The 24,181-nt window shown below is 36.3% G+C and carries 24 protein-coding genes and 1 tRNA gene; 7 read left to right on the top strand and 18 right to left on the bottom strand.

Features of this window, described 5'->3' with window-relative positions:
- Positions 1-10 precede the first annotated feature (10 nt).
- From WC707_05140 to WC707_05120, 5 genes are all read right to left on the bottom strand, one after another.
- Complete coding sequence (locus WC707_05140; protein MFA6066534.1) at positions 11-454, bottom strand: hypothetical protein; 444 nt, start codon at positions 452-454, stop codon at positions 11-13.
- Entirely contained in the window at positions 420-1,796 is a 1,377-nt protein-coding gene (gene mnmE / locus WC707_05135) for a tRNA uridine-5-carboxymethylaminomethyl(34) synthesis GTPase MnmE (GenBank protein MFA6066533.1), read from the bottom strand. The genes WC707_05140 and mnmE overlap by 35 nt, the downstream gene beginning before the upstream one ends.
- The gene (locus tag WC707_05130) at positions 1,793-2,392 is read right to left on the bottom strand and encodes a hypothetical protein (GenBank protein MFA6066532.1); all 600 of its coding nucleotides are present in this window, start codon (positions 2,390-2,392) and stop codon (positions 1,793-1,795) included. Before WC707_05130 ends, mnmE begins: the two co-directional genes overlap by 4 nt.
- 57 nt (positions 2,393-2,449) lie before the next feature.
- Positions 2,450-2,525, bottom strand: a tRNA-Gly gene (locus tag WC707_05125).
- A 178-nt stretch (positions 2,526-2,703) separates the two neighbouring features.
- The gene (locus tag WC707_05120; GenBank protein MFA6066531.1) at positions 2,704-3,024 is read right to left on the bottom strand and encodes a hypothetical protein; all 321 of its coding nucleotides are present in this window, start codon (positions 3,022-3,024) and stop codon (positions 2,704-2,706) included.
- A 515-nt stretch (positions 3,025-3,539) separates the two neighbouring features.
- Between WC707_05120 and WC707_05115 the strand changes: the two genes are divergently transcribed.
- The 3 genes from WC707_05115 (at position 3,540) to WC707_05105 (ending at position 5,689) form a co-directional block, all read left to right on the top strand.
- On the top strand, positions 3,540-4,301 hold the full coding sequence (locus WC707_05115; protein MFA6066530.1) for a hypothetical protein: 762 nt from the start codon (positions 3,540-3,542) through the stop codon (positions 4,299-4,301).
- 254 nt (positions 4,302-4,555) lie between these two features.
- Positions 4,556-5,146 carry a Holliday junction branch migration protein RuvA gene (gene ruvA, locus WC707_05110; protein MFA6066529.1) on the top strand — a complete coding sequence of 197 codons (591 nt, stop codon included), beginning with the start codon at positions 4,556-4,558 and terminating at the stop codon, positions 5,144-5,146.
- A gap of 90 nt (positions 5,147-5,236) precedes the next feature.
- On the top strand, positions 5,237-5,689 hold the full coding sequence (locus tag WC707_05105; protein MFA6066528.1) for a hypothetical protein: 453 nt from the start codon (positions 5,237-5,239) through the stop codon (positions 5,687-5,689).
- Here the strand turns inward: WC707_05105 and WC707_05100 are convergent, their stop codons facing one another.
- Together WC707_05100 and WC707_05095 are read right to left on the bottom strand one after the other, a co-directional pair.
- Positions 5,690-6,904, bottom strand: coding sequence for a glycosyltransferase (locus tag WC707_05100; GenBank protein MFA6066527.1), 1,215 nt, complete (start codon positions 6,902-6,904; stop codon positions 5,690-5,692).
- Positions 6,852-9,032: an ATP-grasp domain-containing protein gene (locus tag WC707_05095; GenBank protein ID MFA6066526.1), complete on the bottom strand. Its 2,181-nt coding sequence runs from the start codon at positions 9,030-9,032 to the stop codon at positions 6,852-6,854. The genes WC707_05100 and WC707_05095 overlap by 53 nt, the downstream gene beginning before the upstream one ends.
- Before the next feature lie 82 nt (positions 9,033-9,114).
- Between WC707_05095 and orn the strand changes: the two genes are divergently transcribed.
- On the top strand, positions 9,115-9,663 hold the full coding sequence (gene orn, locus WC707_05090) for an oligoribonuclease (GenBank protein ID MFA6066525.1): 549 nt from the start codon (positions 9,115-9,117) through the stop codon (positions 9,661-9,663).
- Here the strand turns inward: orn and priA are convergent.
- The 5 genes from priA to WC707_05065 all read right to left on the bottom strand — a co-directional run bounded on the left by priA (position 9,647) and on the right by WC707_05065 (position 14,253).
- Positions 9,647-11,644 (bottom strand): primosomal protein N', encoded by a 1,998-nt coding sequence (gene priA / locus WC707_05085; protein ID MFA6066524.1) that lies wholly within the window; start codon positions 11,642-11,644, stop codon positions 9,647-9,649. The genes orn and priA overlap by 17 nt on opposite strands.
- A gap of 70 nt (positions 11,645-11,714) precedes the next feature.
- Positions 11,715-12,224, bottom strand: coding sequence for a hypothetical protein (locus WC707_05080; protein ID MFA6066523.1), 510 nt, complete (start codon positions 12,222-12,224; stop codon positions 11,715-11,717).
- Entirely contained in the window at positions 12,203-13,012 is an 810-nt protein-coding gene (locus tag WC707_05075; protein ID MFA6066522.1) for an ankyrin repeat domain-containing protein, read from the bottom strand. The genes WC707_05080 and WC707_05075 overlap by 22 nt, the downstream gene beginning before the upstream one ends.
- Positions 13,009-13,524: a hypothetical protein gene (locus WC707_05070; protein ID MFA6066521.1), complete on the bottom strand. Its 516-nt coding sequence runs from the start codon at positions 13,522-13,524 to the stop codon at positions 13,009-13,011. Before WC707_05070 ends, WC707_05075 begins: the two co-directional genes overlap by 4 nt.
- A 36-nt stretch (positions 13,525-13,560) precedes the next feature.
- A complete protein-coding gene (locus tag WC707_05065) occupies positions 13,561-14,253 on the bottom strand; it encodes an ankyrin repeat domain-containing protein (protein ID MFA6066520.1) in 693 nt (230 codons plus the stop codon).
- Between the two features lie 276 nt (positions 14,254-14,529).
- Here WC707_05065 and WC707_05060 point away from each other — a divergent pair, with 276 nt between their 5' ends.
- On the top strand, positions 14,530-14,853 hold the full coding sequence (locus tag WC707_05060; protein ID MFA6066519.1) for a hypothetical protein: 324 nt from the start codon (positions 14,530-14,532) through the stop codon (positions 14,851-14,853).
- On the opposite strand, the gene gmd is transcribed toward WC707_05060, so the two are convergent.
- Both gmd and WC707_05050 read right to left on the bottom strand, forming a co-directional pair.
- Complete coding sequence (gene gmd / locus WC707_05055) at positions 14,837-15,895, bottom strand: GDP-mannose 4,6-dehydratase (protein MFA6066518.1); 1,059 nt, start codon at positions 15,893-15,895, stop codon at positions 14,837-14,839. The two genes, WC707_05060 and gmd, sit on opposite strands and share 17 nt — an antisense overlap.
- Complete coding sequence (locus tag WC707_05050) at positions 15,879-16,919, bottom strand: sugar phosphate nucleotidyltransferase (protein MFA6066517.1); 1,041 nt, start codon at positions 16,917-16,919, stop codon at positions 15,879-15,881. Before WC707_05050 ends, gmd begins: the two co-directional genes overlap by 17 nt.
- A gap of 116 nt (positions 16,920-17,035) precedes the next feature.
- Here WC707_05050 and WC707_05045 point away from each other — a divergent pair, with 116 nt between their 5' ends.
- Both WC707_05045 and WC707_05040 read left to right on the top strand, forming a co-directional pair.
- Positions 17,036-17,641 carry a tetratricopeptide repeat protein gene (locus tag WC707_05045; GenBank protein ID MFA6066516.1) on the top strand — a complete coding sequence of 202 codons (606 nt, stop codon included), beginning with the start codon at positions 17,036-17,038 and terminating at the stop codon, positions 17,639-17,641.
- A 70-nt stretch (positions 17,642-17,711) separates the two neighbouring features.
- Positions 17,712-19,316 carry a Na+/H+ antiporter NhaC family protein gene (locus tag WC707_05040; GenBank protein ID MFA6066515.1) on the top strand — a complete coding sequence of 535 codons (1,605 nt, stop codon included), beginning with the start codon at positions 17,712-17,714 and terminating at the stop codon, positions 19,314-19,316.
- Between the two features lie 7 nt (positions 19,317-19,323).
- Here the strand turns inward: WC707_05040 and WC707_05035 are convergent, their stop codons facing one another.
- From WC707_05035 to WC707_05020, 4 genes are read right to left on the bottom strand one after another with little or no spacing between them, the layout of a single operon-like run.
- Positions 19,324-20,826, bottom strand: a complete 1,503-nt coding sequence (locus WC707_05035; GenBank protein ID MFA6066514.1) for a hypothetical protein — start codon at positions 20,824-20,826, stop codon at positions 19,324-19,326.
- 31 nt (positions 20,827-20,857) lie between these two features.
- Positions 20,858-22,174 carry a hypothetical protein gene (locus WC707_05030; GenBank protein ID MFA6066513.1) on the bottom strand — a complete coding sequence of 439 codons (1,317 nt, stop codon included), beginning with the start codon at positions 22,172-22,174 and terminating at the stop codon, positions 20,858-20,860.
- A 9-nt stretch (positions 22,175-22,183) separates the two neighbouring features.
- A complete protein-coding gene (locus WC707_05025) occupies positions 22,184-23,263 on the bottom strand; it encodes an STELLO glycosyltransferase family protein (GenBank protein ID MFA6066512.1) in 1,080 nt (359 codons plus the stop codon).
- A complete protein-coding gene (locus WC707_05020; GenBank protein ID MFA6066511.1) occupies positions 23,260-24,093 on the bottom strand; it encodes a hypothetical protein in 834 nt (277 codons plus the stop codon). Before WC707_05020 ends, WC707_05025 begins: the two co-directional genes overlap by 4 nt.
- Positions 24,094-24,181: the final 88 nt, after the last annotated feature.

Below are 24,181 nucleotides of genomic sequence, written 5' to 3'. Positions count from 1 at the left end.
AAGTACTTTCTTATTGTTTTTCTCTATTCCAATTGTATTCGTGATAATTATTCGGGTAATTTTTTCGTAATGCATTGCGTATGTAAGCTATAGTGCACCCGGCGATAATAATGAGCCCGGCGCAACCAATAATAGCGTCACTGTGTAAATGTACTAGCTTTTTGCATGCTATTTCTGGATCTGTTACTAACAAGTAACCAAATTTTCCTGTTGATAACGTGACGCGCCAACCAGCTTTGAGCAGTATCATGATGGGTACAATATATTCTCGATATATAATCGCATCTCGCTCTGCTCGTATTCGCGCTTCTTTTTCTAAGTAATCCTGTTGTGCGATATTTTGTCGTGCTCGCTGATCAAGGTCATGAAAAAATGCATGAGATGTTGTTGAAAGAAAAAGACATATTAAAAAATATGTTTTATTTGCCCACGCAAAATTCTTTAAATACGGCATTTAATCCTGCTTCTGATATAGATTTGCCTGTTAATTCGCCATTGTCTTCTAGGGCGTTTTTGAGCTCTATTGAGAGTAGCTCATAATGTACGTTATCTGTCAATGTAGATGCAATTTTTTTTATCGTGTCTTCAATTCTTACCAAAATAGTATAGTGACGTTTGTTGAGTAAAAACGGCGATTGCTGAGCATCAATAAGATGAGAAATTTTATTAAAAATTGCTTGCTCGAGTTGCTCGCAGCCAGCGCCAGTAAGTCCAGACGTGGTTATTGTGTCTTGCGTTGTTATTGTATTGATATTTGCAAGATCTGTTTTGTTACATACGGTAATAATTTTATGCGTATAAGCATTTTTTATAGTGTGATAAATAATCTCTTCTTGTGCTGTTTGCGTGCGAGAATTATCGATAATAAGTAAAATAATATCGGCTTTATGCGCTTCATCATACGAGCGAGCGATACCTTCTTGTTCAATATAATCATGCGTTTGACGCAGTCCGGCGGTATCGACAAACGTAAGATACATGCCATTTTTATACATGCCATATTCTATACTATCACGCGTCGTTCCCGCTTGTTCGTTAACAATCGCTCTTTTTTGATGCACCAGTGTATTAAAAAGCTGGGACTTTCCAGCGTTGACTGAGCCAATAAGCGCTATGCGTATCCCCTGTCTGATGACATTGTAGTTATTAAAATCTTTTTTAAGAATTTCTATTTTATCCAAAATATTTTGTAATTTGTTGGCAATCATGCGATGAAAGTCACCTTCATCATCTAAAAACTCAAAACTAGCTTCAGATAATGCAAGTGCTGTTATGAGATCGTCTTCGAGTGAAGATATATACTGAGACAAGCTTCCATTAAGTTGTGCGAGTGATGATTTGAGTGCACTTTGGGTATTTGCATGAATAAGTTCATTGATAGCTTCTGCCTGCAAAAGATCTATTTTTTTATTAAGATACGCCCGCTGACTAAACTCTCCATGATGGGCTAACCGTGCTCCATGCATGATGGATAATTCGATAATGCTATCAATAATAAATTGACTGTTGTGACAGGTTATTTCTACCGTGTCTTGTCCGGTAAACGTTCGCGGACTTCTCATGAGAGAAAACATGACAGAGTCGATTTGCTGTCTGCGAGGGTCTATAATAGATCCATGGTGAATTGTATGCGTTTCGCATTCAGATAATTTTTTTTTTGAAGAAAGACGACATATTTTTTCAGCAACTTCCCATGCTTTTTCACCGGACAATCGAATGAGTCCAAGTGCACCAGGCCCTTGAGGCGTGCATTGGGCGACGATTGTTTGCTGATCTATAGTTTCTTTAAAATTCATGTGGCATGGGTTAAAACAATCTTGTGCCCCTTCAATCCCATTCTGAACTGTCTTTTGAGAGTTTCAATAATGAGGGTTGAAAAGCTGGCAAGAAGGTGCTTTTCCTTATCGGCTGTTTCCATAATTGGCTGACTGAACGTTATTCTGATATGAAAATTTTGTTGTTCAACCGTAAATGTAATGTTTTCTTTTTCTATGATACGTAGGGTATCTTTGACCCATGTGTTAACCGTGCTGAGCATTGCGTCGTTCCACAAAGGCTGAGTTGTTTGTCGAGGCGCAGGAGCTTCTGAAGCAGATTCTGCTGCTGGAGCTACTTGTTCAGTAGGCTTATATACAGGTTTTTGAAATTCTTTTTTTTCTCTTTTTTCATGCAACCGTGGCTTGTTTTCTTGATATCTTTGCGGTGCAACAGGCGCAGCTGTTTTATCGTTGAAAAATAAAGCAACCTTGGCGGACTTGATTGTCATGCCTATAAAATTTCTTTGTGGTTCTTCGAGGATTTTTACAGAAAATTCTTGCGGCTTGTTTGCCTTGATCCAGCCTTGTTCGATGGCTTTGGCAATAGAAGATGCTTCTTGCATAACGGATTTCATAAAAATATGCCTTTTTTGCATGTAAGGAAAAATAAAAAATGGTAGTGCCGTAATTTTTGGAGCGGGAAACGGGACTTGAACCCGCGGCCTTTGCCTTGGCAAGGCAACGCTCTACCAACTGAGCTATTCCCGCATTTAATGAAAAAAAGTTATCATTAACCGTAAAATTTGTCAAATTATATAATCATAAAATTATAAAAATGAGAGAAAATTTTTATAAAATGCTTTTTAATTTATAACAAACTTCACAGCTTTATTATAAAAACTGGGCGAATTTTACTCCGCCCAATGTATTTTAATACACAGTATCGTTATGATTTTCGTGCAAACTTGAACGCTATTGGTTCATCTTTTTGTTCGCTGGGTATTTCTTTAGCTTCAAAACCAAAATTTTTAAGTGCTGTATTAAGTTCGTTGAATACTCGGCCGCTCGAAAATTCGAATTGCACTATAGCATCTTCAACTGCTTTATATTTATTCAATTTGTCATTCGCCTCTGTCAACGCTTTATTCGTTTTATTGATCTGCCATAAATGCACGCTGTACATAATGCCAAGCCCTGCAAGAAAACCAGTCGTCATTTTATTCTCAGATATTTGCTGACAAAGCCAACTTGTTTGAATACAGTTCATTTGCCTCTATGTTGCTAGAAATCAATAATGCCATTACAAGCGTAGGCATAGCCATCTTTTTCATAAAATCCTTAATTGTTTTAATTGTGGGAAGTTTTTAAAATAAACTCTTTTAAAGTAGATAGTTATAAATTTTATCAAATGTGATTATTTTGTCAAAAATGCTATGTTTTTTAGATGTATTATTGAGTGTCTCAATAATTTAATTTTTCTCAATGCGCGCCGTCCATCTCCGGGAGTTTATAAAGCAAATCTGCAAGAAGGGGGAAAAAAGCCTTTTTTCCACGTTTACTACGCTTATAACCGATTTTTACCCCTATTTTAGGCCATTTTAGGGTCAAACTATTCTTGTAAATTGTTTAAGGCAGTCCAGGTATAATAAATGCATTACGTGCTATTTTGTGCTTATAAATTATCTCAAAATTTCCAATTGACAATTATTCTATGAGTAATATACTAATAATATAGTATATTAAGGCTCTGCGGTAGGATAGCCGCTCTTTAAAAAGGACTTTATGAAAAACAAACTTGTTTTAATGACAATGATATGCGTAACTGGGGCATTACAAGCCATGACGTATATAGAGAATCGCATGCAAGCATACAAACCTGAATCAATGACTTGTAGCATTAATCGTTTTGCATCTGAGGTAGATCATGGTTTTGTTCAGCCAACCGTAAAGCGTAATCTTTTGGCTTCTGATGAAGATTCTGCAATATTTATCCATCCAAAAGGTGCGGCGCATGAACAATGCCGTATGTCTTACAAAAAATTTGACCCAGATGAAACATATGAGTTGGTGTCTTTATGGGATGTTACGCCAGCTATTATTGGCGGATTAGAACATTTTTTACAACCAGAACGAGTTACAAAGTTTGAAAAAAAAGATACTAGCAAAGTTGTTCGCCTGTCATTAATTCCTTTACAAGAAGCTATTATTGGTCAATTGAATCAAGAGAGAATACAAGATATTCAGAGAGGCGTACAACGTGGGGAACTTGAGGAAAGCAAGCAATGCACAGAATCTCTTCTGCGTAACTTTGCTAGAGCAAAAAGGTTTATGGAAAATACCAAAGATCTTAATAAATATACCGTAGAAGGTGTTGTTGCATTTGAAGAAAAATCTACAAGATATTCAATGGAGTCAAGGCCGCAGTCTTATCAATTTAAGAGTGAGGGTGGAAAAGAGAATCTTGCAAGATTACAACAACAATATACGCGAGTTTTACATGGTGCTAATCAAGAGCTAACAGACCTTGACAATTCAACGCCATAGCCAGTTGTGCGACAATATTCCAAAATAAAAAATATAATGGTGCCTACGGGTATTTTTGCAAGTGGACTCGGATTTGGTTGTATGCTTACGTATGCATATACTTGGTATCATTCAAAAAAATAATTAAATATTTTGGCAAATTATACTATATCTTCAAGCAGTGCATCGCGCTTAAAATAAGTAGTATTTAAAGAAGGCTTTCCTCTGTATACTTTTCTTCAAAGATTATAATTTTTGAAGAAAGAGGGATGGATATGATTGCGATGTTGTCGGGCACGGTTTGTGACGTGTATCATCAGGGGGTTGTTTTGGACGTTGGTGGTATTGGCTTTGCGCTGAATGTCCCGCAAGAGCTTGCTTTTACCCCCGGCGCTACGGCGGCTTTTCATGTACACATGCACTGGAATCAAGAGCAGGGGCCATCTTTGTTTGGGTTTACCACGCTCCTAGAAAAAAAAGTTTTTATGCAGGTTATCAGTTGTTCGGGGATTGGGCCCAAGATAGGGTTAACGTTGGTGGCGAATATTACCCCAAGCCAGTTTGTTGCCGCTATTACTATGGGAGACGTTTCTCTCTTGAGCTCTATTAATGGGATCGGGCGTAAAAAGGCAGAAAGCATTATTTTGCAACTTAAAGACTCTGTAAATAAATTAGATATAACCGCTTATGGTGAGCAACCTGAGCTGCTTAAACAGCTTAAAAGCGTGACTGATGCGTTAAAATCTTTGGGCTACTCAAGGAATGAGATAGAATTTGCCCTTGAAAAAATCAGAAAAGAACCACAGGAAAGTACGTTTGATCATCTCATGCGCAAGGTTTTAGGTGCTTTGGCAAAAAACATATAGAGGGTTTACAAAAATATCATATCTGTTAAGCTTAATATTATTATCATTTTATGATTGAATATAAAATTTTAAGCTTTTTACGGTATTATGATGAAAAAAACTTTTATATTATCTCTTGTTATTGTGATGTTGGCGCACAATCTATGTGCGACTGAGTCTAAAGTAGTGCATGTCACGTGCATTAATAATCAGACTGTTTTTACGGTTTCTCTTGATAGCCAGCTTGTTAATGCCGGTAATAGTGTTGTTTTGAAAAAACGACCTATAATAATACCGTTTATTACGGCAACGCGTAAATATCGATCACAAATGGTTGCTGGTGTTTATTATGTACCTGAAAACGCAATTGCATTAAAAATTGGCAATTTGTGTTGGAGGCTATGGCGCGATGAACGTGGCATTATTTATGTTCTAGAAAAATCGTTGGATTATGACGCCCACAACAGTTCGTATACAACACCAACAACACTTGTTAAAGACGCTCTTTTGGGTAAGCTTTTGCGTTTAGAAATTACTGATCAGTTCAATTTTTCTCTCAAATAATTATCGCGCGTTTTCTAGCATCGTATGAATAATATCTTGTATTGCTTGATTATTCTGGTGCTCTGACCTAATTATAGCATTAATATTGTCAGCATAGGTCGATACAAGTTCATTGTTATGTAATATTTTTTCTATTAAACGTGGCGTGTCTTTAATATTGTATATAATATCGCCCAGAGTATATTTTTTTAAAAATGTATGATTGAACTCTTCCCATAAAAGAGTTGATGATGTTCCATCAAGCACAATAGGCTTTCCTGAGTATAGTGCTTCGCAAAAACTTACTGATCCAGACTTTGTAATAATAATGTCAGCAATCGCCATCAAATCAGCAATTTCATGAGTGAATTTGACAATGGTTATGGTGATATGATCAGGAAAATTTATTGCTGTAAGAGCGTTTTCTATTGTCGTAAAATTACCGATACATACTATTAAATGAATGGGCGACATAACGTGCGCAAGTTCCTGTGCAAAGAGTAATGTTGCATATGACCCTTGCCCTCCCATCATGACAAGAACTATTTTTTTATTGACCGGAACAGCCCATTTATTTTTGATGGCAACGGTATCTTTGTGAGTAAAAAAGTCTTTCCGAATAGGAAAGCGAGAAAATACGATATGTTCTTTATGTAAATAGGCGGGGACGGTTTTTAAAACATCCGGATCATTAAATGTCGCTATAATTTTAAATTTTTTATACAAAATTTTATCAATTTCATACATAAATGTTGTTGTATCAAGGTCAGTTGGTATAAGCAAAAACGGTATATTTAAATTTTTTGCACTATGTAAAAGTGCGCCGTTAATGAGTGGCATAACCGAAATGATAAGATCTGGTTTATGCTCTAATAGATACTTATTGAGCAAAGAGAGCGTTTTTTTTTTGTATAACCAAAAGTACCATCTGCCAATAATAAAAAAAAAGTGGATCATAAAAATCCATTTTTTTTGCAGACAATAATTATAAACATCCTCACCGCATATTCTTTTTTTTGTCAGCCATTGAAAAAAGTCGACATCCTGTAGTACATCCGTATATGCATAGACGTACTTGATATCATAGCGCTGTTCTAATAAATCCATTAACGCTCGCGTGACGCTCATATGGCCATTGCCGCCAGCACTGGTAAAGATAATAATTTTTTTTTTGATCATATTTTTAATACTGTTGTACGTGTGTATTCTCAGCGACGCACTGCCTATTTTTACCATGTTCTTCGCTGCCAAGTTCAATCAGCATGTCAATAAAGTCCATAGGTTTAATATTGAGCTCAGCCGCTTGATGAAATAAAACAGTTGCTGGTGTTAATCCGGGCAACGTATTTATTTCTAAAATAATAACACGCTCGTGCCCTGTTGGACTTTGTTCTTGTGTTTGATAAAAACAATCAATACGCACGTAGCCCTTGCAATTAAGCTCCGTATATACCTGTTCCATAGTTTTTTTTACTAATTCAAGCGTGCCCTGCGGCAAGAGAGCCGGTGTCTGATTTTCTCCAGCACCAGGTAAAAATTTTTCCTCGATGGACAAAATTCCTTTACTCGCGACGGCTTGACTCGGTGGCAACGCTTGAGGTTTATTATTGCCAATAACGCCAACGGTGAGCTCCATACCTATAACGCACTCTTCGATTAATGCATAATTTTTACCAGATGCATAAATTGTCTCTAGAGCATTCACAAGTTCTTCATGCGTGTGAGCTTTATGTACTAACATGCTGCAGCCATCATCATGCGGCTTAACAATAACAGGAAAGGCTGGCAATAATGGTATTTTGGTATCTTTTTCTACTAATACGCCATCTGGGACACAAAATCCCTTTTGCTTGAGAAAGCGATTTGTAGTGAATTTGTTCATACATAACGAGCTTGTTAATACGCCAGATCCATTATAAGGGATCTGTAGCATTTCAAGCATGCCCTGTATTGATCCATTTTCTCCTTCACCGCCATGTAGCGCAATAAACGCAAAATCAATATGGTTGGCAAGTTCTGACCAGGCTATTTTTGCCTCTGGGGTAAGAAGATTTTCTATTTCACGCGTTGTATTAAGCACTAATAATTTTTGATCCAGTTTATATAGTTCAAGATTGCTGTTTAAAAATAGAGGAACGGGGTCATATTTTTGTGGCGAAAGTTTGTAGGCAACATTTCTGCCAGATTCCAAAGAAATTTCTTTTTCATTGGATCTGCCGCCGCATATGATGCCAATTCTTTTTTTATTAAGCATGGTCGTTTGATCTTCTCGTTGTAAAGTCTCTGATTCTTTGATCATACCATAACTATATAATTCGGTTGTAATGAGATGGTTAATGAATTGCGTGTGGCTCATATTTATTTGTGCTGCTTGTAAAAAGGCAAAGCTTGCTGGATCCATGCCGCAGAAACTATTTGGATCAGTGATGACAATAGAGCCATCATGCGTCAAAAAGCCGTCGATACGAGCAATATTACTAAATTGTAAGGTGCGCATAACCTGTATACAAGTGTTTTTAATGTGTTCTATAGATTCTTCTGTGCACCGAGCTGGCGTGTGTTTGCACGCTTTTCCGGGCATATATTTTTGTTCGTAATCAAAAAAAGAATGTTTTTCTGGGACTATTTCTGTTGGCGGCAATGCTATAAGATTTTTTGTTATATAATTAGTAATAATAATGCATGAAAATTCCATGCCTTCGATAAACTCTTCTAGCAACACATGTTGCGGTTGATCTTCAAAAATATATGCAGCAGTTGTTATTGCTGCAATAAGTGCATCCCATGAGCGCACAATCGAAACTCCAAGACTTGACCCTTCATGCACAGGTTTTATAACAAGTGGTAGTGTAAGATTTTTTTCTAAGATATTTTTTTTTAAAATATCTAAATTTTCTTGATAATACGGGATGTCATGCGGTTGTATGGTAATACTGTTTGGAACACGTATTCCGTCAGCAGTCAAAAATTTTTTTTGTATATCTTTGTCCATGCCAAGAGCGCTGGCAAAAACTTTTGAGCCAATATACGGTATTTGTAAAATTTCTAACGTTCCTTGAAGTTTTCCATCTTCAGCAAATCTGCCATGTTGTGCAATGTAGATAATGTCGACATAATTTTTAAGCGTATCCCAAGAAATTTCTTGTGCTTCTGATGCAAGTCTATGCTCAAAGTCTGCTATTTTGCCGCGATGAACAAAGCGTTGCGGTAAAATATATAATACATTGTCACGTGTTTGAAAAAGGGGAATTGATTCATATTGTGCGGTATCGAGATGATCGCATATTGTTCTTCCCGAATTGAGAGATACTTCTCGTTCAATTGAGCGACCTCCCATTAAAACACCTATACGCAATTTTTTCATAGAAACCCATAAAAAGCTTGAAAATTTTTTATTTAATGCAGATATTTAGTATACCAATTAACACACTTTACGAAAAATTATTATGTCACAAAAAAAATTAATTTGGCTTGATCTGGAAATGACCGGGCTGAATTTTGAAACAGATTTTATTTTAGAAATAGCTACCATTATCACCAACGACAGCCTAGAAATTATTGCCGTTGGGCCTAGTTTTGTTATACACCACCCGGAAGAAGTGTTGTTGGCAATGGATGATTGGAACAAAAATCAGCACACCAAGTCGGGCTTGTGGCAAAAAGTACTAGACTCTACAATAACCCTACAGCAGGCTGAACAACAAACACTTGCATTTGTTAAGCAGTATTGCACTTTTCAAGATGCTCCGCTGTGTGGTAACTCAATTTATCAAGATAGATCTTTTCTTAGACGACACATGCGCGAGCTGGCGGCATTCTTTCATTATAGAATAATAGATGTAAGTAGCGTCAAAGAGCTTGTTCGCCGTTGGTATCCTCACAACTCAAATGTATATTTTAAAAAAGCTGAAAATCACCGAGCACTTGATGATGTGTATGCTTCTATAGAAGAACTTAAACATTATAGAAAACATTTTTTTATTGGGATGGATTAGGCGTAAAAAAAATTGATGATGTAAATTCAGTTTTTTCAAGCGCATATGTATACAGCGATAACGCTTCACTCATCTTGCCGCACTTGAGATATATTTTTTTGATAAAGCAATTTTTTATTTTATTTACCGGTGGCTTTGCTGGGCCTAAAATGGTGATAGAATATTTTTTATCGTGCACTATAGTTTCTAATGTGTCTGCCAATACATCAGCTTCATGTTCAAGTATAGTATTGTCGTTGTTGCGTATTTCTAGCTCGATAAAACGTGTAAACGGTGGATAATTAAGGGTCTGGCGATAGGCTATTTCGTAGTCATAAAATGCGCTGTATTCTTTTTCCTGCAGATAAGCAAATGCCGGATGGGGAGTCATTGTTTGAATAATAACAGAACTTTCGGCACTTTGACGGCCAGCTCTTCCCGCAACCTGAATGATTTGCTGTACCGTTGTTTCGGTTGCATTATAGAATGGAAAACCGAGTTGTATGTCAGCCCAAATAATGCCGACCAGCGTTACTTTAGGAAAATGATATCCCTTGGTAACTGTTTGCGTGCCGACGAGGATATCATAGGCACCGTCTTTAAAATCTTGTATCGTTTTTGACCATTTTTTTTTGTTAATTGTTGCATCCAAGTCAGCACGGGCTATTCTTGCCGTGGGGAACAGCTTTTCCAGTATAGTGACGATTTGCTGGGTGCCGATACCCTTTTTTAAGAGGTTTTTTTTGGAGCCCTTGCATTGTACGCATTGTGATGGCATAGGCTGTTGAAAAGAGCAGTAATGGCATCGTAACGTGTCATCATTATGCACGGTTAAACTGACTGAGCATGAATTGCATGAAATAATATGGCTGCAGGCCAAGCACTGCACAAAAAAGCTATAGCCACGTCTATTAATAAAAATAATGCTCTGTTCTTTTTTTTCTAATTGCTTACGTACAGCATTTTCTAGTTCTTGGGTTATCCAAAAATTATTGCGTTGTTTTTGAGAAATAAGTGGCACAATAGTGAGCGTTGGAAACGCTCCAGCGAAGCGTTCATGCAGTTCAAAAAAGTGCCATTTTTTTGTTTTTACGGCATGCAGCGAGGTAATTGAGGGAGTTGCTGATCCTAATATTATGGGTATATTGTAGGCCTGCGCACGCAAAAGCGCCGCTTCTTTAGAATTAACTTTTGGATGTTTTTTTTCTTGATACCCTATATCATGCTCTTCATCTACTACAATAAGACCAAGATTTTTAATCGGGAGCAGCATAGGTAAATGCACCCCCAAAATAACAACAGGGCGCTGTTGTTCAATGTCATGCCACATTGCTAGTTTTTCTTTTGTGCTGATTGCGGAGTGGAATCCATATATAGCATCGCCGTATGGCAGTTGAGATCGCAATACATGTGTAAATTGCACGGCAAGTGACACTTCTGGTAATAAAAAAATCGTACTTTTGCCCTGTTCATAAGCCGTTGTTATCAGTTGTTTATAAATTTCGGTTTTTCCGCTGCCCGTGACACCATGTATCAGTGATGCTTGATAGGATGGGTTTATAACATGAGGTGTGATCGCATCTACAATCTGTTGCTGCTGCATTGTTAATGTAATATTTAGATTGTGAATAGTATTATTTTGTAGAGTTAAAGACAATTCTTCTTCAATACACGCGGTGTTTTCAGGTTCTTTATGCAAAAAATGGCGAATGCGTTTATAAAAATAAATTGGATCAAGATGGTAATATTCGGCAAGTCGTTTAATAAACTGTGCAAACTCTATTTGAAGCGTATGGGTATCTTGTTCGTAGAGTTCTCGTATAGTATAGGCAGGCATTATTGCTAGTTCTGTAGTTGCAGAGACGACTAATGCCGCTTCTGTTCTCTTTTGCAATGGCACATGAACAATAGTACCGATCAACGTGCTCAAATTCAAAGATGCCGGCACTTTGTAGGTAAGTTCTTTCTGAAAGCCATTAAGAAGTTTTACATTAATATACATGGTCTAATACTTATTATTTTATTGTTGTAGTAAGTATCAGTATACCACGTAATGTGTGATTATATTTTTTTTATTGAATAAATTTACAAATTTCTAGTGCTATTTCTTTGGGAAATATTCGATTTTGTTCTTTATTGTTGGATAATATAAATGCTACACGCAATGAGAACATTTTTTTCTTATGATTTTCATAATTTTTTAAAATTTCTTTCATTTCTGGGTGGTTGCTATCTTCTAAAAAATGTTTTATAACGCCTGTTTTTATATCAATATTTGTGATTGGCAGAGTAAGTAATTTAAAAATTTCGCTGCTCCCCTGTGATACTTTATGTGAGTATACTGAGATGTTTTTATCTATATTTTCTGCAATACCATCCCACTTACGTTTATTTTTTTTAAGTTGCATGCTCAGCAATTTTGTTTCTTGGGCCATGTGTAATAGATTCAGGTCTGTATTGAGTTGTATCGCTTTTTTGTTTAACGCATATTCAATACCTTTGTCATAAGACGCATGCAATGAGCATGTTGTTATACAAGATAGAAGTATAGATAAGGGTATTAGTCTTCTTTTATAAAACATAATGGCTTCTTTGGTTTCATTTCTGTAAAAATATGGTCAATTATTTCTGGTGGTAATGGGGTGCGTCCCGCCTCTCTGGGATATGCCATAAATAATATGGCATATTTATAGGCTTTTTTGTGCATAACATCTGCATATATTTCTCTAATTTCTTCGTGTTTGATTGTAGACACAATTTCCGCAATGCTTTTTCCTGATTTATTTTTTGTGGCCAGATTATTGTGGGGATGTGCGAGTAGTAGTCTAAAAATTTTTGTATATTCCTTAACTTTGGAATTTGATGAATTCAGGTTTGTGGGTAATTCGCGGTTATATGATGCGCCTGGATATGATGCTCGGTTATGAAAGGAAACATATTGTCTTATTTGAGCTCTGGTCCAAAGCTCATTTGCTAGGCAGCCCAAGGCTATTAATAATGGCAGATCCCCCTTTTCATCCTCCATATTGATATTGGCGCCGGCATCGATAAGTGCTTTAACGGCGTTTGTATCATTTTTTTGTATTGCCGCAATGAGCGGCGTTGCTCCGTTAGAAAAATAAATATTCGGATCTTTATGAGTGCCTAATAATAGGTTTGCTAAGCTTATATTATTGTGCTCTATTGCATACGCAAGTGCTCGATCAGATAGTTTATAGTAGTGTAATTTTTGCGCTACTGCATGTCTCACTGTTTTAATAGTGATTTTTGATTTAGCAACTTTTTTATTATTGTCATGGTCAAAGCTGCGCAGTGCATGAGTTATGCTAAAAAATAATACTGTTAAAAATAATATGTGTTTGTTATTCATAGTGGGCTTACAGCATCTTGTTGAGCGATAAATGTACAAATTTCTAGCACTATTTCTTTGGGCAATTTATTACCATTTCTGATATTTGACAGCAGACTGGCTTTATATATTTGGCGATTTTTATTGTAGGTTTCTAGAAGATTTTTTACTTCTGGAAATGTACTGTTTTCACACATTTTTTTTACCGTTTTTCCCATATTATCGGCTAATTCTATGTTTATTTTTGGCATAGATATGAGTTTAAGAGCCGTTTTTTTATGTTGTGCTATTATTGCCTCTAACTCTTCTACGGAGGCAAAGTTGCCCGGATTTTTATTTTCACCGAGATAAAAAGAAAGTCTTTTTTGATCCTTTGTAAGTTGTTTATTTTCGTTAACATTTTTTAATTGCGCTAATGTATGGTCGAGGCGCCATACGATGATTGCCAATGCCATTGCATTATCATCATCGACGCCAGCGTGTAATGATAGGCATGCAAGTGTTGCTAGAGTGAGTAATGATCGATAGTGCATAATGGGGACCTTGATTATTAAAGTTTGTGATTATTATTATTTGATATAGCTAAAAATTTCTTGAATAATTTCTTTTGGTAGCGCAGGGCATGTGCTATCTTCCGGCGCTCTCATATATTTTTCGATAATCATAAGGCCTATTTGTTCTTTTTCCCATCGTTGTTGTACGTACTCGATGTATATATTTTTTATTTCTTGATGGTTTATATATATTTCTTTGTTTATTACAGCGCTTTGATTTTTATTTGAATGTATTAATAAATATTTAAAAATTTTTTTTGATAGAGCAATGCTTTTTATATTTCTTTTTAAGTACTTTTGGTCTACTGTTTTTTCTATTACGCTCATGCAAAGTTCTTCTAGATGACACTCATTATTTAATAAGAACTTTTTAAAAAGTATTTTGCTCTGTAGCGCTTCTAGTGCAATGGATATTGGAGTGCCGTCAGCTCTATCTTGCATGTTAATATCGGCGCCAAAATCTAGCAATTTCTTGATACTATTTAAATTTCGCAGTTTTATTGCCAGAGTCAGGGGGGTCTTGCCATTATTTAATATAATGTTCGGATATTCTTGGCCATATAATTTTTTAGATACGGTATGCGTTATCGTTGCAATAATATTATTTTTTTTTATAGGCGCTTGTTGGTTTTTATTGCTCATGCAATTAAGCGGATGTGTTATAAGAAAAAATAATGCTGTTAAAAATAGTATCTGTTTATTATTCATAAAAATGCTCATAAATAAAATATAAAATTATGCAAACTCGAAAAAGTGTAATACTTGCTTAATAAAATAGCAAGCATAATCTTGTATAACTCGTAATAATCGGCATTTTCGTGAAAAAAATATTTATTGTGAGCTCTGAGACGATATAATAAAGGTTTTACAGGTTAGAAATAAATGTTAAATCGTTTTTTAGGTAATGAACAAAATTTGACAAAAAATGTACTATTTTGATGGTTTATTAGTAATAATATTTTAATAAAATAGTTATAATTAATTATGTTAAAAATAAAATACTTTTTTTTATTAGCGACTGCAATGGGCGCGGTTGTAACCGGCGATAAAGATACGGATACTGCATGTCAACTTATGAGCACGGCTATTTTTTGTGCACAGCATAATGATAACAACTCGATGATCGAAGCCTATTGCGCAAAATATCGTGATTTTGTTCAGACGCTATTCGTGAGTGAAAATTTAGCACAGAATTTACATCTAAGCCCCGAAGAAGGCCTTGATGCGATACGATTAATACATAATCTATACAAGGCTCGTCATGCGGCAGAAGTAAAAGCGAGAGAAGAAGTTAACAAGAATGCTTAAGTTTTTCGCAATCACTTTTGACCATCATGGTAACAAGTTCATGGAAGCCCACTCTGGGCTTCCATTTTAGTATGCTATGCGCTTTAGAAGCGTCACCGATGAGCAATTCAACTTCAGTAGGTCTAAAATATTTTTGATCAATGGCGATCAAAGTTTGACCAGTTTGAGAGTCAAAGCCTTGTTCATTAATTCCCGTTCCACGCCATACAATAGTTCTACCAATCTCTTTAAAAGCACATTCTACAAATTCACGCACAGAATGCATCGTGCCTGTTGCAATAACAAAATCATCGGGCTTTTCTTGCTGCATCATAAGCCACATGGCTTCCACATAATCCCCCGCATAGCCCCAATCACGATACGCATCAAGATTGCCCAAATATAACGTCTGCTGTAGGTCATGCGCGATACGCGCGACGGCGCGAGTTATTTTACGTGTAACAAAAGTTTCGCCGCGCAACGGAGATTCATGATTAAATAAAATGCCGTTGCAGGCAAAAACATTATAAGCTTCACGATAATTTATTGTTATCCAATAAGCATATAATTTTGCAACGGCGTAAGGAGAGCGTGGGTAAAAAGGAGTTGTTTCTTTTTGAGGAACTTCTTGAACGTTACCATACAGTTCACTCGTTGATGCCTGATAAAATTTTGTTTTTTGAGTTAATCCAAGTATGCGAATGGCTTCCAAAATTCTTAAAACGCCTAAGGCGTCAGAGTTTGCCGTATACTCCGGCGTTTCAAAAGAAACGGCAACATGGCTTTGCGCTGCCAAATTATAAATTTCGTCCGGTTGAATTTCATTAATAAGCCGAATAATAGAACTGGTATCGGTAACATCGCCATAATGTAAAAAAAATCGCTGCTGGCCTGTTTCGTGTCTATCCTGAAATAGATGATCTATGCGCGCAGTATTAAATGAAGATGATCTGCGCTTGATGCCATGTACTTCATACCCTTTATGTAGCAAAAACTCCGATAGGTATGCCCCATCTTGTCCTGTTATTCCTGTTATCAGAGCTTTTTTAGACATATTGTTCATAACCACATTCAGTAAGCTTGCTCGCTATTTTTTTAACATTTTCAGTATCAGAATTTTTCATAACCAAGATTGCGTCATGAGTTTCTATAACCCATATATTTTCAACACCTAAAAAAGTTACTAATTTGCCAGGTGCGAACGCTTTATTATTGTCTCCATCGATTGTAATAGCAGGTTGTTGATAATGGGTATGATCTAATAATGTTGCAAATGTACCCATGTCTGACCATGCACATTGAGCTGGAATAACATATGCCGGGCATTTTTCTAAAATAAGATGATCAAAAGAAATGGACTGCAACGTATAGTATTTTTCAGGATCATTTGTCAGTATATAGTCTTGCATTGCGCAGAGCATATCCTGTGCATAGTTTTTGTAGTGCTCTATAATAACTGCAGCTGGTGCGCAGAAAATACCGCTATTCCATAGCATGCCCTGATTTATATATAAACATGCGTCAGCATAGAGAGGCTTTTCATAAAATTTTTTGACGGCGTATGCTGTAGTGGTGTACGTGGTAGCATCTTCTTTTTGAATATAACCATAACCGGTAGCGGGATAACTTGGCGTTATCCCAAGCAAGACAAGTGTATTATGTTCAGCAGCATAATTGAGCGCTTTGTGCATATGCTCGCAAAATAATTGTTCATCCGGAATGTCATGATCTACGGGTGCAAAAAATAACAGCGCATCGGGATCTGTTGTATATATGCGTAGTGTTGCCAGTAATACTGCGGCTGCCGTGTTGCGTGCTCTTGGTTCTATAAAATCTTGGTGTAATATGCTGTGTAAAGATATGGGCAGATATTTTTTAATGTTTGCTACTTGATCTTTTGTGGTAACAATAACTTGCTTGTCTTTATCAATAAGTAGAGCCATTCTTTGTAATGTAGCTTCTAGTAAAGATGTCTGGTTGTTGAGGGGTAAAAAGTATTTTGGATTATTTTTTCTGCTGAGAGGCCATAGTCTATAACCACCGCCACCCGCTAATAATATGCCATAAGAATGAGATTTGTTTTCCATCGGCTTTCCCTCTATGTATCATACTGGGGAACATATCACATAAGTAAAACTATGCAAGTATCATGCGTATCTTCTATAATAATTATTGGGTATTTGTAACCATTATAGGGGAATGTATGAAGTATCTTTTTCTGTGTATTATCGTATTGCATGTGCATAATCATGCCATGGTTGTTGAAAAGAAATTGACCGAAATAGAAAAAAAATTTTATGAAGCAAAAAGCTATGATGATATGCCGTATTGTGAATTAAAAAGACATCTTGCTTATAATCTTTATGAGGAAGTTGTCGAACAAAGTGATAATCAAAAATTAAAAGCAGAAGCCTTGTACCGCTTAGGAAGAATGCGGTCGCTTGGCCGTGGGACGCAGCGTGATTATCGTAAGGCACATGCGTATTTTGAATCAGCTCAAGATCTTAATGCGCCTATTACACAAGCAAAGGCCCGCTGGAGATTGGCAGAGCTTTATTTCATTGGGCTTGGAGTTGCTCAAGATTATAAAAAAGCAAAAATTTTGTTCGATCAGGTTGCAAATAATACTGTTGATTCCTACGTTCAGGCGGCGGCCCGCTGGCGCTTAGGGGAAATGTATAAAAATGGTCAGGGCATGCCTATCGATTATAAAGCGGCACATGATTATTTGCAGCTTGCAGCCCAACAGACTATTAATAAAGATGTTAAAGCTTGTGCATTAGAATCATTAAAGTCATTAAATATTTGACAGGATAATGGTGCAATGTTACTTTTAAATTTATTTTATTATTTAAAATCTTGAAATTCTCCATAGTTTTATGAATAATTCTTTTATTGTCATTACCCCTCCGCTTCTTGTTATTGCAGCTGTTTTTATAACAAGACGCATGATATTCTCGTTTATTCTTGGTATTGTCTGGGCCGCGCTTATTGCAACCCATGGGAATATGTATCAAACAGCACAGCTCATTATACAGCGGTTTTTTGTAAGCGCGGGAATATCTCAGATAGATTCTGTGTATACGTTCTTCAATAATTGGAATATTGCCATCTTTCTTTTTTTATGTTCATTAGGGGCTATCATCGTTATGTTAGAGCGTACAGGAGCAGCTATGGCATACGGTACATTTATAAAAAAATTTGTACATACTCGGCGTTCGGCAGAGGTTGCTTCATTAGTCATGTCTTTGTTTTTTTTTATAGACGATTATTTTTCTGCCTTAACTGTTGGATCTGTTATGCGTCCAATTGCGGCGTTATATAAATTAAGTCCCGTAAAATTGGCTTTTTTGGTAACTGCTATGGCAAGCCCTATTACTATTATATCTCCTGTTTCTAGCTGGGTTGGTGAAATTATTTTGCAGCTTAAGCAATCTGGCGTTTCTCCAGAGAGTTCGACCGCGATTATTATTGCAGATCCATTTTATGTTTTTATTCACACCATTCCCTTTATTTTTTATGCATTATTATTGATTCTTTCTACATGGTACATTGTGATCCGTCGAATATCATTTGGGCCCATGGCGTATTATGAAAAACATACACACGTGATTCCTCATGAGGATTTTCCAGAAATTACCGGTTCATTGGTTGGTTTTTTTCTACCGCTGCTTACGTTAATAAGCACCATATTTATCATGTTATTATTAACCGGTGGGTATAGTTTTTTTGGCGGCGTGCATGATTTTGTTACCGCATTAAAACATGGCGTCATTCATCAATCATTATTGGTTGCCGGACTTGTATCTGTTGTTATAAGTTCTTGTTATTTTTTATACAAAAAACAGTTAACGCGCCAGACGCTTTTTGTATCTTTATATGATGGTATGTGGCTGATGTTGCCATCAATTATCATGCTTATTCATGCATGGACACTGGGGTCTTTGCTTAAGCAAGATTTGCATACTGGTGATTATATAGCGCATTTTCTTGGCCTTTTTGTTACTGTTCCCGTGTTCCCGGCGGTGTGTTTTATTGCTGCTGCGTGTATCGCGTCGCTTATTGGGTCTGCATGGGCAACAATATCGTTGATGCTGCCTATTATTATCCCCATGTTGCAAGCGCTTTTGGTATTGCCGATTGCAACACCATTGGATGCCGTTCCATTACTTTTACCTATAATTGGTGCAACGCTGTCTGGCTGCATTATGGGAACGCACCTTTCATTTATTGCTGACAACCCTATTATGTCCGCTGCAAGTACCGGCGCGCATCATCTTGAACATATCAAAACTATGGCTTGGTATATTATTCCTGTCGGCATTGCAACAACGTGCGCTTATCTTATTTTTGGACACACGTTGAGCTCATGTGGTATTATGACAAGCTTTGCGTGTTCTTTTGCCAGCGGCCTTCTCTGCGCAATAGTATTGCTAGAATGCGGCCAACTATTTTTCAGCCAACCGCACAATCTTAAGAAATAATAGTTTATTAAAATATTTTTACAGATCCCCCGGTTGCATTAGCAATATCTGTCATGGCTGTTATAAACTTTTTGGTTTGAGTATCTTTTCTTGCTTTATACACTATTACGGTAACCTCTAGCCCGTGCTTTTCTATATCAGGCATAATAGCGTTAATTGCTTCGGTAATCCAAATAAGAGGATTCCCAAATGATCCAGTACCAATAAGTGTCAATACGACTTGTTTTTTACCCTTTGCAATTGCAGATAAAATAGTGCCCTCATAAGCTCCCTTTACAATGGTTTTTGCTAATTCGTTTATTTTAGTTTTGCCAGAATATTTTGTATTGGTAATGTTAAAATCTATTGCAGCGGTATAAACTTGATTAATAATTTGATCAGCTCTATTGAGCCGTACATGTTTTTCTATAATTTCTTCGTCTTTGCGTTCTTCGGTGACTGCCCCAAAAGTTACTTGCACTTCTCCTTGGAATCCAACTTTTATTTTTTCTAATGTTTCTTTGAGATAGTCTTTGAAAGCATCTTCTAATTTAGAGGTGAGCTTATCAAAATACGTATCATTAATTTTAATATAACCATTTGTAACGGGAATATCGGTGTCTTTCAATAATTGTATCTGTCTTTCTGTTGTTTGCCGCCATTCAGATGGTTTTGTATTGACATCATAAAAAGCATAATACATGCGTTGGATAAGCCCGGGCGCCGCAGAAATTGCCGCAAATGGGCCTTGTGTTTTGTCTCCTATGTACGTTTCTATCCCCAATTCTGGTTTTTGTGTGTATATCTTTGGTTCTAGGCCGCTAAAGTTTGATGCAACTTGAAAAACAGCTCCCTTGTATTGAGGAAGAGCCTGTAAGGCCCCAACATCAACCTCGTGTCCATGGTTTTCCATTTGATCATCATACACGGCAATAATATTCAGTTTCCCTTTGGCTCCACTTGGTGTTATGCCTGCTACTTGTGTGCGCAGAGTTTTGATAGAAATTTCTTCAAAATAACCCGCCCGAAATATTTTGCCGTCAGCGCCCTTTAGGCGTAGAATTTTGTCTGTTCCAGCAGGAATAATATATTGTTTTGCATCTTCTTGAGTTGCATTTGTTAAAAAAGACTTAAAGTCACTTTCTTTAATGCCCATAATCTCTTCGAAGAATTTAGATCTTTCAACTGATACCTCAGGCCCTTGTTGTACTTCTTGCGGCAGCACTTCTTCTGCTTTTGTTGATGCGGTCTCTGTCACAGGTAGTAGATGAGTTGCTGGTAGTTCTATGGGTTTTGCTACTTCTGATTGTTTTGTTTCTTCGTGTACTTGCTGCTGCGTAGTGGGGTTTGTTTTTTTGAACCACGCGTAATAAATAGTTGCCATGCGTTTTTTGGCGCCGGAAGCCTTGTCGTTAAAGTAACCAGTAATTTTTTGTATGGCGTTGTAGAAAGATGTTTTAAAACTATCAAAATAGCCAGCTTGTGCGGTCATAACGCTCGATAGCGCAATGAGCAGTATTATTTTTTTCATTAACTACCCTCTTCTCTTAATTACAAATTTATCACACAAGCACCTGATATTTTGGCTCTCCATGTGTTGTTATTGTGCCGCCCGTTTGGTCGATTAATGTTTTTAATGCACTCAAGAATTCCGGCATTTCGCTGTTATTCGCGGCATTATACACGATTACCGTAACATTTAGCCCATAATCTTTTATAAGCGGCGTAACATGTTCAATTGCGCCTGCAATCCATTCAAGCGGATTTTTAAAAACACCGCCGCCAATGAGCGTTAATACAACTTTTTGCTTACGCTTGGCAATTGCAGCTAAGATCGTCCCTTCATACGCCGCTTTTAATATAGTTTTTGCTAAGTCTTGAATTAGCGCATTGTCTCTATATTTATAATTTTCACCGCCAAAATCAATCGCCGCGGTATAGACCTGATTAATGATTTGATCATTTCTTTCTAAAAGTACGTGCTTGTCGCCTGTAACTTCTCCAAAAGTTACTTGCACTTCTCCTTGGAATCCAACTTTTATTTTTGCCAGTGTATCTGAGAAATATTTTTTTACATCAGCATTTTTTGTCAGGTTGCCAAGGTAAGTTGGATCAATAACAACGTAACCATTTGTAACGGGTATATTAGTATCATCCAATAACGCAATTTGATGATCTCGTGTTTGTCGCCACAAAAATGAAGCTATCTCAGTGTTATAAAAAGCATAATACATGCGTTGAATAAGGCCTGGTGCAGCAGAAATTGCTGCAAATGGTCCTTGTGTTTTATCACTTATATAACCCGTTATTCCAGCTTCAGGTAGATGAGTTTTTGATGTTGGTTCTAACGTGCTAAAATTTGATGCAACTTGGAAAATTGCGTCCTTATAATCAGGTTCTGCTTGCATCGCGCCCACATCAACGTAGCGTGCGTAGTCTTTGCCAAAGGGATTATACGCAATAATAGCATTTAATTTGCCATCAGAAGTTTTTGTAATTTTTGCAACTTGTTCACGTAGTTTTCCAATAGAAAGTTCTTCAAAATAACCCGCTTGGAATGTCTGTTTGCCATCAGCGCTGTGTAATAGCGTAACTTCATGATTATTATATTCTTTATAAGAAATATGTACTTTTTTCTGTTCCTCTACATCTACGTTTTTATCAAAAAATTGCTCGAATTTTTTTTCATCAATGCCCATAATGTCTTTAAAAAAGTCTTTTCGCGGGACAAGTTTTTTAGGCTTTGGCGCTTCAGTTTTAAAAAAAGAAGTAGCAAATTGTTCAAGATGATTTGACAGCGCAATAAGACTCTCAGAAAGATAGTTTGAATGTATTGTTGCGACTATGCATAAACAAGTAAAAATTATTATTTTTTTCATAAAAGACTCCTAAATAGCATTTTGTGCAGCAAGAGCACATGTAATATCATCTATCCACGCAGAAATTAAAGGCTCTTCTTGTTTTTCAAAAAAATTATTCTGAATTAAGTATGAATATAGATCTTTCATATTGTCTAAAATATTTTTACCTGGGGCTTTCCAGTCATTGAGTAGTTGCAAGAGAAGGTGAGATTTGAGATAGAGATCAATCTCCTCTTCAAAATCTTGCATGTAATTATGAACATTTCTTTCTTGAATTGCGGTTGGAGGAGTAAAGCAAATTTTGTGACCTGTTTCTTGCATAAGACGTTGTGTTATGTAACCACGCCATATGTCACAAGTACGAAATGGAACATATGCTGGTATGTACAATCCATAAAATGCTTCATAATGAAATAATGTATTTTGTGTATTAAAAGGAGAAAAGATATTATCTGCTAAAACGCACGGCCGCTGTGCTTCATTGAAAAAAAGTTCTTGATGATAAGTTAAGCGAAATAACGCGTCTAAATCAGGGTCTTTATCAACCAATCCCTGTTCGATAATAATTTTACCATTGTTTTTGAATGGTTCTATGTAATAATTATCGCTATTTTTAATGTGCGCCAGAGGATATCCTCGTGGCCATGCTTTTTCTTGTCCAAAATAATGATATACATTAATAACAAAATTTTTACTTGAAAGCAGTGCTATATTATCGTTATTTCTAAAAATTTTAATAGTATCAATGATATAATTATCGTCATCTGTTTCATAAATAATCTGGGCGCCATGTGCAATTGCATATAAATAACCTATATTTTTTCGTGCGTAGTGATTAAACGGTAATAATTTACACAGAGAGTAAGGTAATTTTTTTTGATCAGATGGGCTTAAGTAAATACAATGATCATCAAGATGCCAATCATCTGGTGTTTTTTCATCTCCAACTACCAGCAGTTGCCATTCTGGGCACTTTTGGGCTATTTTTTTTAGTGCTGGAGTTGGCTTTTGAATTGTTGTAATTACTATCCACTTATTATGTTGAGATTGCATTTTTTGATACACCATAATAACAAGGCATATGCAAAAAAGTATGCGGCGTTTCATGCTAGTGCCCCAAGTGTCACAAATTCTCTCAAAACTCTATCCCTATTATCTTTGCTCGAAAATTTAACGGGATGAATCCAGTCTAAGGCGTTATTCAATTCCGATGAACCCCAGGCAGATTGAGTTATTTCTAGGTTTTGTATATCATCCATGCATAAAAATATAGTAGGAAGCGCTATTTCTACAAAAATATCATTAAAGTGTTTCCATATGCTGCAATAATCGTGCGCATATTTTTGGGGAATATATATAAAATCAGTCGCCCCGCCTGCGCCCATATCTTTGCCAATATTAGCAGTAATTTGTTCTTTAAATGTATCTGGTAGGGCCTGTATTCCATCCATAGTTGCTTGGGCATTTGTTTTTTGATATCGTGCTGACATTTGATTCCACCACCATGATGTTGTTTGAGTGTGCAAATCTTCGGTGCCAAATGTATTTATCCATAATTTATTTTTATCAAAACGTAGAAGATTCCAAAAATTAAGAAGACAGTCATCCTGAAGCATTAAGTATCCATCATATCCAGGATAGTTTTGAATTGCATCGGCAAGAACTCGCTGAGCATAATATCCCTGATTTGTTGGAATAACTCTTACATTCTTACTTCTAATTCTTCGCTCTCCATAAAAAACAATATGAGGAAAAGCTCTTTTATACAGGTTTTTTATAAATTCTACTGATCCATAATGAGGGTGATTATAATTAACAATAAGTAGAATTGAATTAAGAGAAGAAAAATCAGTTTCTGTAAATTGAGCTGTTTTACTTATAGTGCATGATGTAAGCGTTGTAATAATGAGACTATTCATTATAACTTTGATTAACATAATGTATTCTCCAGTATTTTTTTAAACGTATACGTTTTTTATAATTTTACATATAGTCTTTGTTAAGATAATCAATTGTTAATCATAA

Source organism: Candidatus Babeliaceae bacterium (assembly GCA_041660765.1).
Classification (GTDB): Bacteria; Babelota; Babeliae; order Babelales; family Babelaceae; genus JBAZVR01.
Note: the sequence above shows the minus strand (reverse complement) of the source record. Positions and strands in the feature narration are given on the sequence as shown.

Coding starts and splice junctions, on each gene's coding strand:
- WC707_05080 (MFA6066523.1), bottom strand. CDS start 12,224: ATGTTTTATAAAAGAAGACTAATACCCTTATCTATACTTCTATCTTGT.
- WC707_05030 (MFA6066513.1), bottom strand. CDS start 22,174: ATGAAAAAAATAATAATTTTTACTTGTTTATGCATAGTCGCAACAATA.
- WC707_05025 (MFA6066512.1), bottom strand. CDS start 23,263: ATGAAACGCCGCATACTTTTTTGCATATGCCTTGTTATTATGGTGTAT.
- mnmE (MFA6066533.1), bottom strand. CDS start 1,796: ATGAATTTTAAAGAAACTATAGATCAGCAAACAATCGTCGCCCAATGC.
- WC707_05040 (MFA6066515.1), top strand. CDS start 17,712: ATGAATAATTCTTTTATTGTCATTACCCCTCCGCTTCTTGTTATTGCA.
- WC707_05115 (MFA6066530.1), top strand. CDS start 3,540: ATGAAAAACAAACTTGTTTTAATGACAATGATATGCGTAACTGGGGCA.
- WC707_05020 (MFA6066511.1), bottom strand. CDS start 24,093: ATGTTAATCAAAGTTATAATGAATAGTCTCATTATTACAACGCTTACA.
- WC707_05050 (MFA6066517.1), bottom strand. CDS start 16,919: ATGGAAAACAAATCTCATTCTTATGGCATATTATTAGCGGGTGGCGGT.
- WC707_05065 (MFA6066520.1), bottom strand. CDS start 14,253: ATGAATAATAAACAGATACTATTTTTAACAGCATTATTTTTTCTTATA.
- WC707_05095 (MFA6066526.1), bottom strand. CDS start 9,032: ATGAAAAAATTGCGTATAGGTGTTTTAATGGGAGGTCGCTCAATTGAA.
- WC707_05075 (MFA6066522.1), bottom strand. CDS start 13,012: ATGAATAACAAACACATATTATTTTTAACAGTATTATTTTTTAGCATA.
- orn (MFA6066525.1), top strand. CDS start 9,115: ATGTCACAAAAAAAATTAATTTGGCTTGATCTGGAAATGACCGGGCTG.
- WC707_05105 (MFA6066528.1), top strand. CDS start 5,237: ATGAAAAAAACTTTTATATTATCTCTTGTTATTGTGATGTTGGCGCAC.
- gmd (MFA6066518.1), bottom strand. CDS start 15,895: ATGAACAATATGTCTAAAAAAGCTCTGATAACAGGAATAACAGGACAA.
- priA (MFA6066524.1), bottom strand. CDS start 11,644: ATGTATATTAATGTAAAACTTCTTAATGGCTTTCAGAAAGAACTTACC.
- WC707_05035 (MFA6066514.1), bottom strand. CDS start 20,826: ATGAAAAAAATAATACTGCTCATTGCGCTATCGAGCGTTATGACCGCA.
- WC707_05060 (MFA6066519.1), top strand. CDS start 14,530: ATGTTAAAAATAAAATACTTTTTTTTATTAGCGACTGCAATGGGCGCG.
- WC707_05130 (MFA6066532.1), bottom strand. CDS start 2,392: ATGAAATCCGTTATGCAAGAAGCATCTTCTATTGCCAAAGCCATCGAA.
- WC707_05120 (MFA6066531.1), bottom strand. CDS start 3,024: ATGAACTGTATTCAAACAAGTTGGCTTTGTCAGCAAATATCTGAGAAT.
- WC707_05140 (MFA6066534.1), bottom strand. CDS start 454: ATGCCGTATTTAAAGAATTTTGCGTGGGCAAATAAAACATATTTTTTA.
- ruvA (MFA6066529.1), top strand. CDS start 4,556: ATGATTGCGATGTTGTCGGGCACGGTTTGTGACGTGTATCATCAGGGG.
- WC707_05100 (MFA6066527.1), bottom strand. CDS start 6,904: ATGGTAAAAATAGGCAGTGCGTCGCTGAGAATACACACGTACAACAGT.
- WC707_05070 (MFA6066521.1), bottom strand. CDS start 13,524: ATGCACTATCGATCATTACTCACTCTAGCAACACTTGCATGCCTATCA.
- WC707_05045 (MFA6066516.1), top strand. CDS start 17,036: ATGAAGTATCTTTTTCTGTGTATTATCGTATTGCATGTGCATAATCAT.